This window comes from Nitrosomonas nitrosa, assembly GCF_003051105.1.
Taxonomy (GTDB): Bacteria; Pseudomonadota; Gammaproteobacteria; order Burkholderiales; family Nitrosomonadaceae; genus Nitrosomonas; species Nitrosomonas nitrosa.
The window spans coordinates 41,298-54,904 of sequence record NZ_QAOO01000001.1 but is presented as its reverse complement, the minus strand read 5'-3'; the positions used below and the strand labels follow the sequence as shown (position 1 = coordinate 54,904).

The window sequence follows — 13,607 nt, the reverse complement described above, 5'->3', positions numbered from 1 at the left end:
GGGTCATATCGATCGCGCATTTACCTTGATTCTGGTATCTTCTTGTCACCTCCACGATAAAAATGAACATCCAATTGCGGGAATGCAATGTCGATCTTCTCTTCAGCAAACCGGCGGTGAATTTCCATATGCAGATCATGGATGAGTTCCATTCGGTCCGAGATCTGCGCAACATGGACTCTTAATTCAAAATTCAGCGAGCTTGCACCAAACTCCAGAAATAGTGCGCTTGGTTCGGGATCACGCAAAACCGACGGATGATTCCGCGCGATGTCCAACAGCAATGACCTTGCTTTTTCACAATCCGATCCATAAGCTATCCCCACGGGTATCTGAATACGGGTAACTTGGTCAGTAAGCGACCAATTGATTAATTGCTGGGTAATAAAGGTTTTATTCGGGACAACCACTTCCTTGCGGTCGGGGTCAATTAGAGTCGTCGCGCGAATATTGATCTTGCTGACCGTTCCGGTGACATTGTTCAATGTCACCAAATCACCTATCCTGATTGGCCGCTCGAACAAAAGAATGATCCCGGATACGAAATTGGCTACAATTTCTTGTAACCCAAAGCCCAACCCGACACCTAGCGCGGCCACCAGCCACTGGATTTTAGACCATTCCATACCGATCATCTGGAAAGCCACCATCACACCAATGATGATAATGGTATATCTGAGCAATGTGGTGATTGCGTAACCGGATCCGGCATTCAGCGACAAGTGTTGTAGCACGAGCAGCTCCAGTGTACCTGGTAGGTTATGCGCTCCCACAATGACTAGGGATAAAATAACCAACGCGACCAGCAATGTTTCGAGTGTAATGAGGCGTGTCACCACTTCGCCTTCGACCATGGTGGACGTACGCCAGATGATGATTTTTTCCAGAAACCCGAAGGCGGGTAACATTTCCAGCCAAATCACACTTAACCCACCCAGCAACACCCCCCATACGCTGATTTTCAGTAGGGTCGCGGATTGTTTGCTGATTGATTTGACATCGATATAGTTATCATCCACATATTCGATTTCACTACTCCCTGCAGTTGCACGTTGCGCAAGTATTTCTTCCCGCTTTGCCAGCGCACGTTTAAAAGCAATTCTTCGCTGCGTAATCAACAGACTCCGATAACCGAGGAAAAAAATCAGGCTGCAGAGTATTATCCAAGAAATCGATTGGAATATCAGGATGCTTTGATACAGCGCAGCAAAGTAATAACCCCTCGCCGCCATAACGATCATATAGAATTGCTGCAGGAAGAGTAGTGACATCCATAGTTTAGGATTCTGGATGAGGGTCAATCTTTTTCCGGAATAAAGCGCCTTCCCGGAGCGGGACATCGCTGTCCAACCCAAAGCAAACAATGCCAGCCAGATACATAACAGGATAAATGCGGCCCGCCCAATGCTGTTACGCACCACATCATCGGTAAGGGCATCCGTGAAGCCAATGACGATCGCGAGTACCCATATACCGGGGGCGTAAAATTTTACGTCATGATAGAGTTTGTTGACCCAATCTTCGTGACAATCAAACTGACTCACGAGCAGCCCGCCAGGACGACAAAGCTGCAGTAAAAAACTCCAGAAAAAAACGGTGACTGCCGACACATAAAAAACCAAAGAAAGTGCACGGTTGATTTCTGTATTGATACTATGCTGAAGCACCTCATGAATCAGCATGAACGGTAAAGCAACCAACGCAGACTGAACGAGATTGATCAACAGCATACCGACTGGATAACGCACCTTATCTTGGTTAACTTTTCCCCAAGCTTCATTAGCCGCTTCTTCCCAGCGCAAATAGCGAGGCCAATAAATCAGCCTAAAAATCAATCCAATCAGTAGCGAAATACCCATAATGATCAAAGCAGGCAACCAGACTTTATCGATTACTTTGATCAACGCCGATCGGGTCTTATTGGAAGCTAGCCAGCTTATCGCCGCATTAAAATCATCGATTACCTCCAAACTAACAGGTTTCGCACTCCTTGTAACGAGCAAATTCTCTTTGAGTAACAGCTCATATTGGTCAATTTTCTCGACAAGCTGAGTCTGAATCGAAATATAGAACTCTAATTCCTTGATATAAGAATGCAGGACACCCATGAATTGATCGATGACATGCAAACGGGAATTCTTGAGCTCCTGAAACGCATCGACAATAGCCTGATAGGCCGGGTCTTTGCTATTGATAGCATGCCCTTCAGTCATATTCTTGAAATAAGCTTTATCATTCAGCATCTCCAACTTTTCTTGCTCGAGCTGGAATAACTCGAGTTTTGCGCTATTCAATAATTTCTGTGCGTTCCGGATATTGGGTTTGGATAGGATCTGCTTGAATTGTTTTCTGATCTCGGTCCCTACTGCATCATCTTCCTCCTGGAACTCGAGCCGTTGCTGCATTGTCGCGTAATTTCTGGTAATCAAATTGAGCCGGTTTTCATACTGCGCTTTTTGTATCATCAAATTTGCTGCGCGCTCTGCATAATCACTGAGCTTAGCGGCGAGATCTTCGTTGTTTTTCACCATCATGAGCAACGCAGGGTGCTGCCACTTACCGTCACCCAGCAATTGGCCCGTTTTTTCGACAACCTTTTCGGTCTCACTCTTTCTAGTGAGGTTGATCTGCTTGATTAACCACTCCGCTTCTTGCTGCAAGACATGAATTTCTGGCTTCAAAACGGTATCTTCCTGCAGCGTCGCGATATCGATAGCGTGAGGCAAGACCAATGCTTCGAGCTCCAGCATACGAATCTTATCTGTCAATGCCTGGTTCTGATATTCTTGGAGTATTTTTTGCGCATCGACAACTTTCTCATCTGAGATATCGTGAGGAGAAGACGATAATGACTTTTCAGTCAGTACTTTACGCGCATTAATGGTTGTTACCAGTTCCTCACGAATCTTGATCGCCCGTTGACGGAGGGTAACAATTTCGGAAATCAGTTTTTGCTGTTGATTCTGGAGTTCCGATAATTTTGCTTGTACGGTTACATACCGCTGCTCCATTTCTGGCAGAGATAATTTCGCTAATTGAGCGGTATCAATTTGTGCAGAAGTCGTCTTGCTTTTCTGCTTCCTAAGCGCTTCAAGCTGCTGAGGGTACTTTTTTAGCTGCTCGGTATAAAGCTGTGTTTTATCGAGATACTCCTGGTGATCGAGTAAAACTTGTTGCGTATTGAGGTAAATTTCTTTCAGCTTCTTTTTCTGCGGTGTTTCATCGCCGCTACTCACCGTTTCAAGCTTAGACTGGATAGATTGAAGCTGGCTGGCAAGCTCGCTCGCTTTGCTATGTCCAATATCGACTCCTACCCCAAACAGCAAGAAAACGATAAATATGAGTTTGATTATGTGCATTCGTATTTCAATTAAGAATCTCTGATCCGATATTTTCACTGATCTGATTCTACGGAAATTTCTACAGCTTTAAAGCGTATCCTGAAGCGGTTAGAAAATCTAAACTGACTACCGATAGCTCTATCTTTTCCTGCAACATCATCGCTCTTTCCAAGACTTAACAGGGGGTTGAAGCACTTGGAGGCAGATGCAGACTACTTCAGGTCAAAAATCTTTTTCTTTGGCAGCAGGCTTATGAGCGTTATCAACCAAGGGTTTATCCAAATCCGCACCAGCTGGCTTGTTAGTCAATCCTGCTAGAAAAATTCCCAGTTCATAAAGCAAATAGAGGGGTACTGCCAGCAGAAATTGGGAAATGACATCGGGTGGTGTAAAAATTGCACCAATTACAAACGCGCCCACCAACACATAAGCGCGCACTTCTTTCAGTTTTGTCAGCGAAATCGCCCCCGTTCGGGCCAGTACTACGACAAATACGGGTACCTCGAATGCGATGCCGAAGGTCAGAAACATGGTGAGCACAAAGCTGAGGTATTCACCGATATCAGTCATCACTGCCACGCCATCGGGGGCAAAAAATATAATAAACTCAAATACTAGTGGCAATGCAGCAAAATAAGCAAAGGCCATGCCTAAGAAAAACAACAGACTGCTTGCGAATACCAGCGGCAAAAACAAGCGTTTCTCATGTGAATACAGACCGGGGGCAACGAAAGCCCAGACTTGATAAAGTGTATGAGGCAGCGTGACGACGAAAGCAGTCATCAAAGCCACCTGCATCGGAATAAAAAAGGGGGTTGCCACTGCAGTCGCAATCATTTGCCCCCCCAACGGCAGTTTCTCCAATAAAGGCTGCGCCAAGATGGTATAAAGATCGCGCGCAAAATAGGCGCAGGGCAAAAAACCCAGCACGATCACGGTAAAAGCCCGCACTAACCGGGCGCGCAACTCAACCAGGTGCGAAATAAAAGTACTCTCGTCATTCATATGCTCATGATGAAACGGCTTGATGAGATCATCCGGTAAATCACTGAAGGGATGATCGGGGTCAATCTCAGCGGTTAGATTAGCAAGAAATTTGCTTGGCTAATACAACCCACGTAATATTTTTTTAAGATTTTGGTGGATTTTTAGTTGATTCAGGTGTCTGTTGCAGTGCGGCAGATGGGCGTTGACTGTCAGATACACTTTGAGAAAGCCCACCTGCGTGCTTGTTCTCAGTCCCTTCAGTCACCGTAAGGGAGGACCTGTTCTCAGCCTTATTCATATCGACATCCGCTCGCAACTCATCGAATTCTTTCCTGACTGATTGTTCGATAGAACGCGTTGTTTCATGCACGGACTCTTTTAGACGCTTTAATTCATCGAGTTCGATTTCATGCCGGATATCATTTTTGACATTGTCGACATAACGCCGTGCACGCCCAAGAAGATGACCGACGGTCCGCGCGACACGAGGAAGCCGCTCAGGCCCAATCACTACGAGCGCAACGATTGAAATGATCAGCATTTCCAGAAAGCTGATATCAAACATGCAGAATTTCCGTCAAAACAGTCTCTCTCCCAGAGCCTTCCACCAAAGCAAATACAAGTCGCTCAGAGCTTGGTCTGATTTTTCTCTTTGATTTCAGCTTCGACTGTATGGTTTGTAATCTGTTGAGAATGTGAAGGCGGGGGCGTTGTATCCTCCTCAGCACCCTTCATCCCTTCTTTGAACCCTCTGACTGCATTGCCAAGATCACTGCCGAGATTACGCAGTTTTTTCGTACCAAAAACCAGTACCACGATTGCCAGTACGACCAACCAATGCCAAATACTGAATGTTCCCATTTCGTTAACCCTCAAGAAAATTTATTGCCCATGATGAATCATCGTCGGCAAGCGGTCTTTTCCGCCAATAATATGGATATGGAGATGAAATACTTCTTGCCCACCTACGCGTCCCGTATTGATAATCGTCCGGAAACCGTTCTCGCAACCCTGCCGCTTAGCCAATTGAGGAACCAGCCAAAGCATTTTACCCAACAATGATTGATCCATTTCACCTACCTCATACAATGAAGCGATATGTTGCTTGGGTATCAGTAAAAAATGCACAGGTGCAGCAGGATGAATGTCATGAAAAGCGATAAAATCTTGATCCTCATAAACTTTGCTCGCCGGAATCTCGCCTTGGGTTATCTTACAAAAGATACATTCTCCCATTTTCATCGCTCCATTTTACGTGATTGTTTCTCTTCGATACCGGAAACACCCTCTCGCCGTTCCAATTCATGTAATACATCGCCAGGTTTCAATCCATGATGCGCCAGCAATACCAGACTATGAAACCACAAATCAGCCACTTCATAAACAAGATGTTTCATATCGCCGTCTTTTGAAGCCATGATGGTCTCCGCTGCTTCTTCGGCAATTTTCTTGAGTATTTTATCCTGACCACCAGTGAGTAGCTTTGCAACATAGGAGCTCGCAGGATCTGCACGCTTACGTGCCTCGAGTGTTTCCGCCAAACGATCGAGAATGGTTAAATCGCTCATTGCTGGTAGATCTCCGTAGGATCTTTGATTACAGGTGTCACGACCACCCATTGATCTCCCTCCAGTTTATTAAAAAAGCAGCTTTCTCTACCCGTATGGCACGCAATCCCACCGACTTGCTCAACAGTGAGCAGGATCACGTCCTCGTCACAGTCTAGATAAATCGCTTTCACTTTTTGCACATGACCTGATTCTTCGCCTTTATGCCAAATTTTTTTGCGGGAGCGAGACCAATAGACAGCTTGACCTGTTTCCGCAGTCAATTTAATCGCTTCCCGATTCATCCACGCCACCATCAGCACTTTTCCGCTCTTTTCATCCTGTGCAATAACGGGCACCAATCCATCCGCAGACCAGTTTATTTTGTTAAGCCAAGTATCCGACATAAGCGCTCATCTCGATAAGGTATCACTCAATTTTGATTGGAGTATTACAAACGAACTTCAATTCCATATTTTGCTAAATATTCTTTGGCTTCCTGAATAGTATGCTGACCATAGTGAAAAATACTCGCTGCCAATACTGCATCAGCATGCCCTTGTAGAATACCGTCAACCAGGTGATCCAAACTGCCCACACCACCGCTTGCGATCACAGGCACATCGATAGCCTCTGAAATCGCTCGCGTTAAAGCCAGATCAAAACCATTACGCGTTCCATCTCGATCCATACTCGTTAGCAAAATTTCTCCTGCACCCAGCGACTGCATTTTGCCCGCCCATTCGATCGCATCCAGACCCGTCGCCTTGCGGCCGCCATGGGTAAATACCTCCCAACGCGGGCGACCATCCTGATCATCGGTAACTTGTTTGGCATCGATTGCGACTACGATACATTGTGAACCGTAATGACCGGAGGCATCTGCTACCAGCCGCGGGTTGATCACGGCAGAGGTGTTGATACTCACCTTATCGGCCCCCGCATTGAGCAATCTACGCACATCCTCCACTTTGCGTACACCACCTCCGACAGTCAGTGGAATAAAAACCTGAGCGGCCACTTCTTCTATGACGTGCAAAATCAAATCACGATTATCAGCACTTGCGGTAATGTCCAGAAATACCAGTTCATCTGCGCCTTGTTCATCATAGCGGCGAGCAATTTCGACAGGATCTCCCGCATCACGGAGTGAAACGAAATTAACACCTTTGACGACGCGCCCATTATTAACATCGAGGCAAGGAATAATACGCTTAGCAAGACCCATGAAGCTAGAAACCTTTTAAAGTAGAAAGTTGGAATAAGGAAGAAACATGTTTATGAGAAAGGATTACGGTACCGTACAATTTGCGGCAAGACCGGTCAAAATCAGCAATGGATAGAGAACAAGCTTACGCAGCTACGATTTGCCTGTTGGATAATATTAGCGTGAAACGATAGCAGACTTTTGAATTCAATACATGTTACCGTATTATTTTTCGTAGGCTATTTCGCTCAGCTTGTCAGCTAAAAGCTGTGCTTCTTTAAAATTCAAGGAACCTTCATAGATCGCCCGGCCTGTGATGGCCCCCATGATGCCTTCCGATTCGATTTCACAAAGCGTCTTGATATCGTCTATATTGGTAATACCACCGCTGGCTACAACTGGCACCGTCAGTTCGCGCGCTAACGCAACCGTTGCTTCTATATTGATGCCGGTAAGCATGCCATCGCGACCAATATCCGTATAAATAATGGCTTCTACGCCATAATCCTCAAATTTTTTTGCCAAATCGACAACATCGTGCCCCGTCACTTTCGACCAACCGTCTACTGCGACTTTTCCCTCTTTGGCGTCAAGTCCCACCATAATCTGACCTGGGAATGCATAGCAAGCATCATGAAGAAACCCTGGAATTTTGACAGCAGCCGTACCGATGATGACATAGGTAATACCACTATCGAGGTAGCGTTCGATCGTCTCTAGATCACGAATACCTCCGCCAAGCTGAATTGGAATACTGCCGTCAATAGCTTTGACGATGGCACGTATCGCTGACTCATTCTTAGGCTTTCCGGCAAAAGCACCATTCAAGTCGACGAGATGCAATCGCCGCGCGCCTTGCTCCAGCCAATGCTTTGCGACAGCATCAGGGTTATCTGAAAAAATCGTGGCATCTTCCATAACGCCTTGTTTGAGACGTACACATTGCCCATCTTTGAGGTCTATTGCAGGAATAATCAGCATATGTTGTCAGGACTAATTAAATGAAAAATAAAAACAGACTCAAAAAGCCATCTATTCAATGAATCGGATCATGCGAATGATTCGGGCTCCCATTTGGCAAAATTGCTCAATAGCGTCAATCCAGCCAGATGGCTTTTCTCGGGGTGAAACTGAACCGCAAAAATATTATCCTTAGCAACCGCGCAAGTAAATGGCGTGGGATACCGTGTATAAGCTGCCGTCACTTCGGGATGCGCCGCTTCTACATAATAGCTGTGAACAAAATAGAAGCGCGCATCATTGGCGATGCCCTCCCACAAAGGATGCTCGATTGTCTGATGCACTTGGTTCCAGCCCATATGTGGCACCTTGAGCTTGTTTTTCTCAGCATCAAACATCGTATCATGCGGAAAATGACGCACCTTTCCCGGCAAAATACCCAGGCCGTTTACATTGCCTTCTTCACTCTCGTCAAACAGCATTTGTAAACCGATGCAAATACCAAGAAATGGTTTATTTTCTGCTGCTTCGAGTACTGCTTGCTTGAGTCCGCGTGTGGTAAGTTCATGCATGCAGTTTGGCATTGCACCCTGCCCGGGAACAACGACGCGCGCTGCTTTTTGGACGACTATGGGGTCGTTGGTCACCACAATCGAAGCATGCGGCATGACATGTTCGAGTGCTTTTGATACCGAACGTAAATTACCCATCCCGTAATCAACAATGGCGATATCAATCATACTTGAAATAGTTAGGGGTGTTTACAAAGAGCCTTTTGTGGAAGGAATGACATCAGCGGCACGGGGATCGGCTTCTATGGCCATGCGCAAAGCCCGTCCAAACGCCTTAAAAATGGTTTCTGCCTGATGATGCGCGTTATGGCCAGTGAGATTATCGATGTGCAAAGTCATCATGGCATGGTTGACAAGACCCTGGAAAAACTCATGCACGAGATCGACATCGAAATCACCGATGCGTGCGCGGACAAATTCAACATGATAGACCATACCGGGACGTCCGGATAAATCGATCACCACACGCGACAATGCCTCATCAAGAGGCACATAGGCATGTCCATAGCGACGCAATCCTTTCTTGTTGCCATAGGCTTGTGCGAGGGCCTGTCCCAATGTAATACCGATATCTTCAACAGTATGATGCGCATCGATATGCAAATCACCCTTTGCTTTTATTTTAAGATCGATCAATCCATGCCGTGCAATTTGATCAAGCATATGATCCAGAAAGGGCACACCGGTATCCAGCATCACCTGACCTGTGCCATCTAGGTTGACCTCAACAGTAATTTGGGTTTCCAGCGTATTTCTTGTGACTTGGGCTTGCCGCATAGAACAGTTTCGCAGATTATGTGTTGTGATCAGGCCAGTTGCAAAGGTTTTTCAAGTATGCGGCGCAAGGTCTTGCAAAATTGTGTATTCTCATCAGGTGTACCTACGGTCACTCTTAAGCAATTTGTTAATAAGGGATGAGTGCCATCAAGGTTTTTGATTAATATCCCATGCCGCTGCAGTTCCTGAAAAACCCGGCTCGCCTCATTAAGCCGGAATAAAACAAAGTTCGCATCGGATGGAAAAACTTCCACCTCCCCCATCGTTGCCAACCGCGCTCTCAAAATAGCGCGCTCGGCCTTGATAGAGGCTGCTTGCTCCAACAAGATATCATAATGTTGAAGTACTCTCTCCACGATCAATTGCGTCAAAATGCCGACATTATAAGGCAAGCGCAGCTTCTCGAATTGTGTCAGCCACTCCGCTCTGCCAACCAGCATGCCTAGCCTCAATCCTGCCAATCCCAATTTGGATAGGGTACGCATCAACAAAAGATTGGGATACTCCATCAGTTTCTCTATAAAACTTGCATCGGCAAAAGCGTGATAAGCCTCGTCGACGACAACAATGCCCGGGGTAGCTTCAATGATGCGGCAAATTGCCTCGGTATCGAATAAATTCCCACTTGGGTTATTGGGATAAGCCAAAAAAATAACCGCGGGCTGGTGTTGATCGATCGCAGCCAGCATAGCTTCCAAGTCAAGGGAGAAATCGGCTGACAACGGCACACCAACATAATTCATTCCGCAAAAAGTTGCGATGATACGGAACATGGCAAAACCCGGATCAACCCCCATCAATACGGCACCAGGCTTGGCAGTAGCAAGCGCGATGATTTGAATGATTTCATCCGAACCATTCCCCAGCATAACCGACATTTCCGCAGGAATAGACAATGTTTCCTTCAAGATCGTCTTGAGCGGGGCAGCACTGGGATCAGGATAACGATTAATGCGTGCATCCTCTGCTAACTGCGAAATTTCTTCTCGTAGAATCAATGGCAAGGCATAGGGATTTTCCATCGCATCCAGTTTTATCATGCCTTCTGCCGGCGGCACATGATAAGCAGATAAGGCAACGATTTCCGGACGAATGATACTTTCAGGCAGATTAGACATGCTTTATGTGTTCAAAGCGACAAGGAAAGCAAGCTTGGAATGCGTAAGGCGTGTAACACATTGTGATTATTTTCGATATCAGCAAGAGCAAATTAGGAAAAGAAGAGTAGATTCATTTTGTGATTTTTGATTGGGGCGAACTGTGCGCTTTTCTTTAAAGAATAGCTTATTGCCCATTACACTATTGTTATTATTATTTTTTAGCTGATTTCTATTTGCATTCCCAACAACAAAAATATTATCACTGTTATTAATTAATCAAAGTTTAACATACCCGACCAGAATCAAAGATCAAAGCATTAAAATATTTTTGCATGTTCGAGGATTTTTAATCGAGTAACTAATAATAAGTCATCTTCGATAGATTATAACGAATCACAATCTCTTTTTTCTTGCCATGTCATATAAATACAGACACCGACAATCACAGATACAGGAAAAACGACGTAATACGCAAGCGCATAAATGGCATCGATAGCTTGACCTGTGGGCGGAGGGCTGTTGATAATTTTATAGCCATGAAATACTGCCATAACCAAAACACCGCCCAACCCGGCGATGCGTCGGTTGATCAAAATTCTCCTGGCGAATACATTAAGCCCATGAATAGCAAAATAGCCAAGAAAAAAAACAACCGTATAAAAAAGCAGCGCACCCACTGGAATCAATAAAATTTCGTTTCGTTAGACAAGTCGATCAAATCGCTCAATTACTTTCATCTGGCCATGATACCTAAACAGTTCCTGAATAATCAATGTTTGTTTGCAGCCAATTGATCCAGAGATTTGTGACCATTCTCGATCTCGTGTACGACTTTACATAAAAAGAGAAGGTGAGTAAGCAGCCGTCCCGAACGATTATCTCGTCGCAATCATCCCGTCTTTTTACCGACCAATCAACAGGTTCTCGCACAAACAAGCGTCTCTCGCTTCATTATGAGCGCATCGATACTTCACAAATCACTATCTCACAAACACGATGATACGTTAATATTTTAACTGCGCCTTGCTCATCTCTGATAAGCAGGTAGCTTAGTACCTTCTACTACCCAAAAAAAGGAACCATCTAGCATGAAAACACGTGCGGCTGTTGCCTGGCAGGCGGGACACCCTCTCACGATAGAAGAAGTCGATTTGGCAGCACCCAAAGCCGGAGAAGTATTGGTTGAAGTCAAAGCAACGGGCATTTGTCATACCGACTATTACACGTTATCTGGCGCTGACCCTGAAGGCTTATTTCCTGCTATCCTGGGACATGAGGGCGCAGGAGTCGTGGTAGATACCGGCCCGGGCGTCAAGTCGCTCCAACTGGGCGATCATGTCATTCCCTTATATACGCCAGAGTGTCGTGAGTGTAAATTCTGCTTGTCAAGAAAAACCAATCTATGCCAAGCGATCCGCAGCACCCAAGGTCGCGGATTGATGCCGGATGAAACTTCTCGCTTCTCTCTCGATGGCAAACCAATCCTACATTATATGGGTACCTCCACTTTCTCCAACTACATCGTGGTACCAGAAATTGCGCTCGCTAAAATCCGGAAGGACGCGCCTTTCGACAAGGTTTGCTACATCGGTTGTGGTGTGACTACCGGTATCGGTGCGGTGGTATTCACCGCAAAAGTGGAAGCCGGAGCGCATATCGCTGTATTTGGTCTCGGCGGCATTGGCCTGAATGTTATTCAAGGTGCTAAAATGGTCGGCGCTGACAAAATTATCGGTATCGATATCAACCCTGAGCGCGCAACCATGGCGCGGGAATTCGGCATGACGCACTTTCTCAACCCTAACGAGGTGGACAATATCGTCGACGCCATTGTGCAATTGACAGGTGGGGGAGTTGATTTCAGCTTCGAGTGTATCGGTAACACACAGATTATGCGCCAAGCATTGGAATGTACGCACAAGGGATGGGGACGCAGTATCATCATCGGTGTCGCCGAAGCCGGTGCAGAGATCAGTACGCGCCCTTTTCAGTTGGTTACCGGACGCAAATGGGAAGGTTCCGCCTTTGGAGGCGCGCGTGGTCGGACCGATGTTCCAAAGATTGTAGACTGGTACATGGAAGGCAAGATCAAGATCGACCCATTGATCACCCATACCTTGAAACTGGAAGAAATCAATGAGGGCTTTCAGCTTATGAAAGCGGGCAAATCGATTCGCTCGGTCGTGGTTTATTGATACAGCTATGACGGCACATCTGGAAATACGCAGCACACATCGTTGCTTCAGCGGCACACAAAGTTTTTATCAGCATACTTCCGAAATCATTGGCTTACCGATGCGTTTTTCGGTATACCAGCCTCCTCAAGCACAAGAGAAGAAGGTGCCGGTTCTTTTTTTTCTAGCTGGGCTCACTTGTACGGAAGAGACGTTCATGATCAAGGCTGGAGCCCAGCGGGTGGCCTCGCAACTTGGCATGATGTTAGTCAGCATGGATACCAGTCCACGCCAAACGGGTATCGATGGCGAAGCGGATGATTGGGAAATAGGCGCGGGTGCGGGTTTCTATCTGGATGCGACTGAAACGCCTTGGTCAAGCTATTTTCGTATGGAAAGCTATGTGACAAAAGAACTGTACCAACTAATTCTGTCTCAATTTCCGGCCGATCAGGAACGTATCGGAATTTTTGGCCACTCTATGGGAGGGCATGGCGCACTTACCCTCGCATTACGCAACCCGGGTCTTTATCGCTCCGTATCGGCATTTGCTCCGATTGCCGCTCCGCTCCATTGTCCCTGGGGCCAGAAGGCATTCCACCATTTTCTAGGAAACCTACCACAAAGCTGGCGTGAGCATGATGCCACCGCATTGATTGAGGCAGGTTATCAGTTACCTGCCCTGCTGGTCGACCAAGGTCTCAACGACCCATTTTTGAACGAGCAACTTCATCTTGATCGCTTCGAAGCAGCATGCCAATTGAAGGGGCAACCCCTTAACTTACGCCGCCACGAAGGGTACGACCATGGCTATTACTTCATCAGTACTTTTATTGCCGATCACTTGCACCATCATTACAATCAGCTGGCGTAACAAAGCAGTGCGCGTAGCGATCGATCATTTGAGCTTGATTCGTTGCAAAAGCGGGCAAAGGAACAGAA

The 13,607-nt window shown here is 46.2% G+C and carries 15 protein-coding genes; 2 read left to right on the top strand and 13 right to left on the bottom strand.

Annotated features, from left to right (window positions below):
* Positions 1-20: 20 nt before the first annotated feature.
* The 13 genes from C8R30_RS00245 to C8R30_RS00185 all read right to left on the bottom strand — a co-directional run bounded on the left by C8R30_RS00245 (position 21) and on the right by C8R30_RS00185 (position 11,177).
* Entirely contained in the window at positions 21-3,359 is a 3,339-nt protein-coding gene (locus tag C8R30_RS00245) for a mechanosensitive ion channel domain-containing protein (protein ID WP_107789256.1), read from the bottom strand.
* A 204-nt stretch (positions 3,360-3,563) separates the two neighbouring features.
* A complete protein-coding gene (tatC, locus tag C8R30_RS00240) occupies positions 3,564-4,346 on the bottom strand; it encodes a twin-arginine translocase subunit TatC (protein ID WP_090665891.1) in 783 nt (260 codons plus the stop codon).
* A 124-nt stretch (positions 4,347-4,470) separates the two neighbouring features.
* The gene (gene tatB / locus C8R30_RS00235) at positions 4,471-4,893 is read right to left on the bottom strand and encodes a Sec-independent protein translocase protein TatB (RefSeq protein ID WP_090665889.1); all 423 of its coding nucleotides are present in this window, start codon (positions 4,891-4,893) and stop codon (positions 4,471-4,473) included.
* Positions 4,894-4,955: 62 nt separating this feature from the next.
* Positions 4,956-5,189, bottom strand: a complete 234-nt coding sequence (tatA, locus tag C8R30_RS00230) for a Sec-independent protein translocase subunit TatA (protein WP_090665887.1) — start codon at positions 5,187-5,189, stop codon at positions 4,956-4,958.
* Between the two features lie 21 nt (positions 5,190-5,210).
* Positions 5,211-5,564, bottom strand: coding sequence for a histidine triad nucleotide-binding protein (locus C8R30_RS00225; protein WP_177182259.1), 354 nt, complete (start codon positions 5,562-5,564; stop codon positions 5,211-5,213).
* Positions 5,565-5,566: 2 nt separating this feature from the next.
* Entirely contained in the window at positions 5,567-5,896 is a 330-nt protein-coding gene (locus tag C8R30_RS00220; RefSeq protein ID WP_107789255.1) for a phosphoribosyl-ATP diphosphatase, read from the bottom strand.
* Entirely contained in the window at positions 5,893-6,282 is a 390-nt protein-coding gene (gene hisI / locus C8R30_RS00215) for a phosphoribosyl-AMP cyclohydrolase (RefSeq protein ID WP_090665881.1), read from the bottom strand. Before hisI ends, C8R30_RS00220 begins: the two co-directional genes overlap by 4 nt.
* A 44-nt stretch (positions 6,283-6,326) precedes the next feature.
* A complete protein-coding gene (gene hisF, locus C8R30_RS00210; RefSeq protein ID WP_090665879.1) occupies positions 6,327-7,103 on the bottom strand; it encodes an imidazole glycerol phosphate synthase subunit HisF in 777 nt (258 codons plus the stop codon).
* A 204-nt stretch (positions 7,104-7,307) separates the two neighbouring features.
* A complete protein-coding gene (hisA, locus tag C8R30_RS00205; protein WP_090665878.1) occupies positions 7,308-8,063 on the bottom strand; it encodes a 1-(5-phosphoribosyl)-5-[(5-phosphoribosylamino)methylideneamino]imidazole-4-carboxamide isomerase in 756 nt (251 codons plus the stop codon).
* A 68-nt stretch (positions 8,064-8,131) separates the two neighbouring features.
* Positions 8,132-8,782: an imidazole glycerol phosphate synthase subunit HisH gene (gene hisH, locus C8R30_RS00200; RefSeq protein ID WP_090665876.1), complete on the bottom strand. Its 651-nt coding sequence runs from the start codon at positions 8,780-8,782 to the stop codon at positions 8,132-8,134.
* Positions 8,783-8,803: 21 nt separating this feature from the next.
* Positions 8,804-9,391: an imidazoleglycerol-phosphate dehydratase HisB gene (hisB, locus tag C8R30_RS00195; protein ID WP_090665874.1), complete on the bottom strand. Its 588-nt coding sequence runs from the start codon at positions 9,389-9,391 to the stop codon at positions 8,804-8,806.
* Between the two features lie 29 nt (positions 9,392-9,420).
* Complete coding sequence (gene hisC / locus C8R30_RS00190) at positions 9,421-10,509, bottom strand: histidinol-phosphate transaminase (protein WP_090665872.1); 1,089 nt, start codon at positions 10,507-10,509, stop codon at positions 9,421-9,423.
* A 365-nt stretch (positions 10,510-10,874) separates the two neighbouring features.
* Positions 10,875-11,177: a hypothetical protein gene (locus C8R30_RS00185; RefSeq protein WP_420812374.1), complete on the bottom strand. Its 303-nt coding sequence runs from the start codon at positions 11,175-11,177 to the stop codon at positions 10,875-10,877.
* 402 nt (positions 11,178-11,579) lie between these two features.
* Between C8R30_RS00185 and C8R30_RS00180 the strand changes: the two genes are divergently transcribed.
* Both C8R30_RS00180 and fghA read left to right on the top strand, forming a co-directional pair.
* On the top strand, positions 11,580-12,686 hold the full coding sequence (locus C8R30_RS00180; protein ID WP_090665870.1) for an S-(hydroxymethyl)glutathione dehydrogenase/class III alcohol dehydrogenase: 1,107 nt from the start codon (positions 11,580-11,582) through the stop codon (positions 12,684-12,686).
* Between the two features lie 7 nt (positions 12,687-12,693).
* A complete protein-coding gene (gene fghA / locus C8R30_RS00175) occupies positions 12,694-13,539 on the top strand; it encodes an S-formylglutathione hydrolase (RefSeq protein ID WP_090665868.1) in 846 nt (281 codons plus the stop codon).
* Positions 13,540-13,607 lie beyond the last annotated feature (68 nt).

Bases quoted from the DNA above. Each gene is read 5' to 3' on its own strand.
- C8R30_RS00245 (WP_107789256.1), bottom strand. From the start codon at position 3,359: ATGCACATAATCAAACTCATATTTATCGTTTTCTTGCTGTTTGGGGTA.
- tatC (WP_090665891.1), bottom strand. From the start codon at position 4,346: ATGAATGACGAGAGTACTTTTATTTCGCACCTGGTTGAGTTGCGCGCC.
- tatB (WP_090665889.1), bottom strand. From the start codon at position 4,893: ATGTTTGATATCAGCTTTCTGGAAATGCTGATCATTTCAATCGTTGCG.
- tatA (WP_090665887.1), bottom strand. From the start codon at position 5,189: ATGGGAACATTCAGTATTTGGCATTGGTTGGTCGTACTGGCAATCGTG.
- C8R30_RS00225 (WP_177182259.1), bottom strand. From the start codon at position 5,564: ATGGGAGAATGTATCTTTTGTAAGATAACCCAAGGCGAGATTCCGGCG.
- C8R30_RS00220 (WP_107789255.1), bottom strand. From the start codon at position 5,896: ATGAGCGATTTAACCATTCTCGATCGTTTGGCGGAAACACTCGAGGCA.
- hisI (WP_090665881.1), bottom strand. From the start codon at position 6,282: ATGTCGGATACTTGGCTTAACAAAATAAACTGGTCTGCGGATGGATTG.
- hisF (WP_090665879.1), bottom strand. From the start codon at position 7,103: ATGGGTCTTGCTAAGCGTATTATTCCTTGCCTCGATGTTAATAATGGG.
- hisA (WP_090665878.1), bottom strand. From the start codon at position 8,063: ATGCTGATTATTCCTGCAATAGACCTCAAAGATGGGCAATGTGTACGT.
- hisH (WP_090665876.1), bottom strand. From the start codon at position 8,782: ATGATTGATATCGCCATTGTTGATTACGGGATGGGTAATTTACGTTCG.
- hisB (WP_090665874.1), bottom strand. From the start codon at position 9,391: ATGCGGCAAGCCCAAGTCACAAGAAATACGCTGGAAACCCAAATTACT.
- hisC (WP_090665872.1), bottom strand. From the start codon at position 10,509: ATGTCTAATCTGCCTGAAAGTATCATTCGTCCGGAAATCGTTGCCTTA.
- C8R30_RS00180 (WP_090665870.1), top strand. From the start codon at position 11,580: ATGAAAACACGTGCGGCTGTTGCCTGGCAGGCGGGACACCCTCTCACG.
- fghA (WP_090665868.1), top strand. From the start codon at position 12,694: ATGACGGCACATCTGGAAATACGCAGCACACATCGTTGCTTCAGCGGC.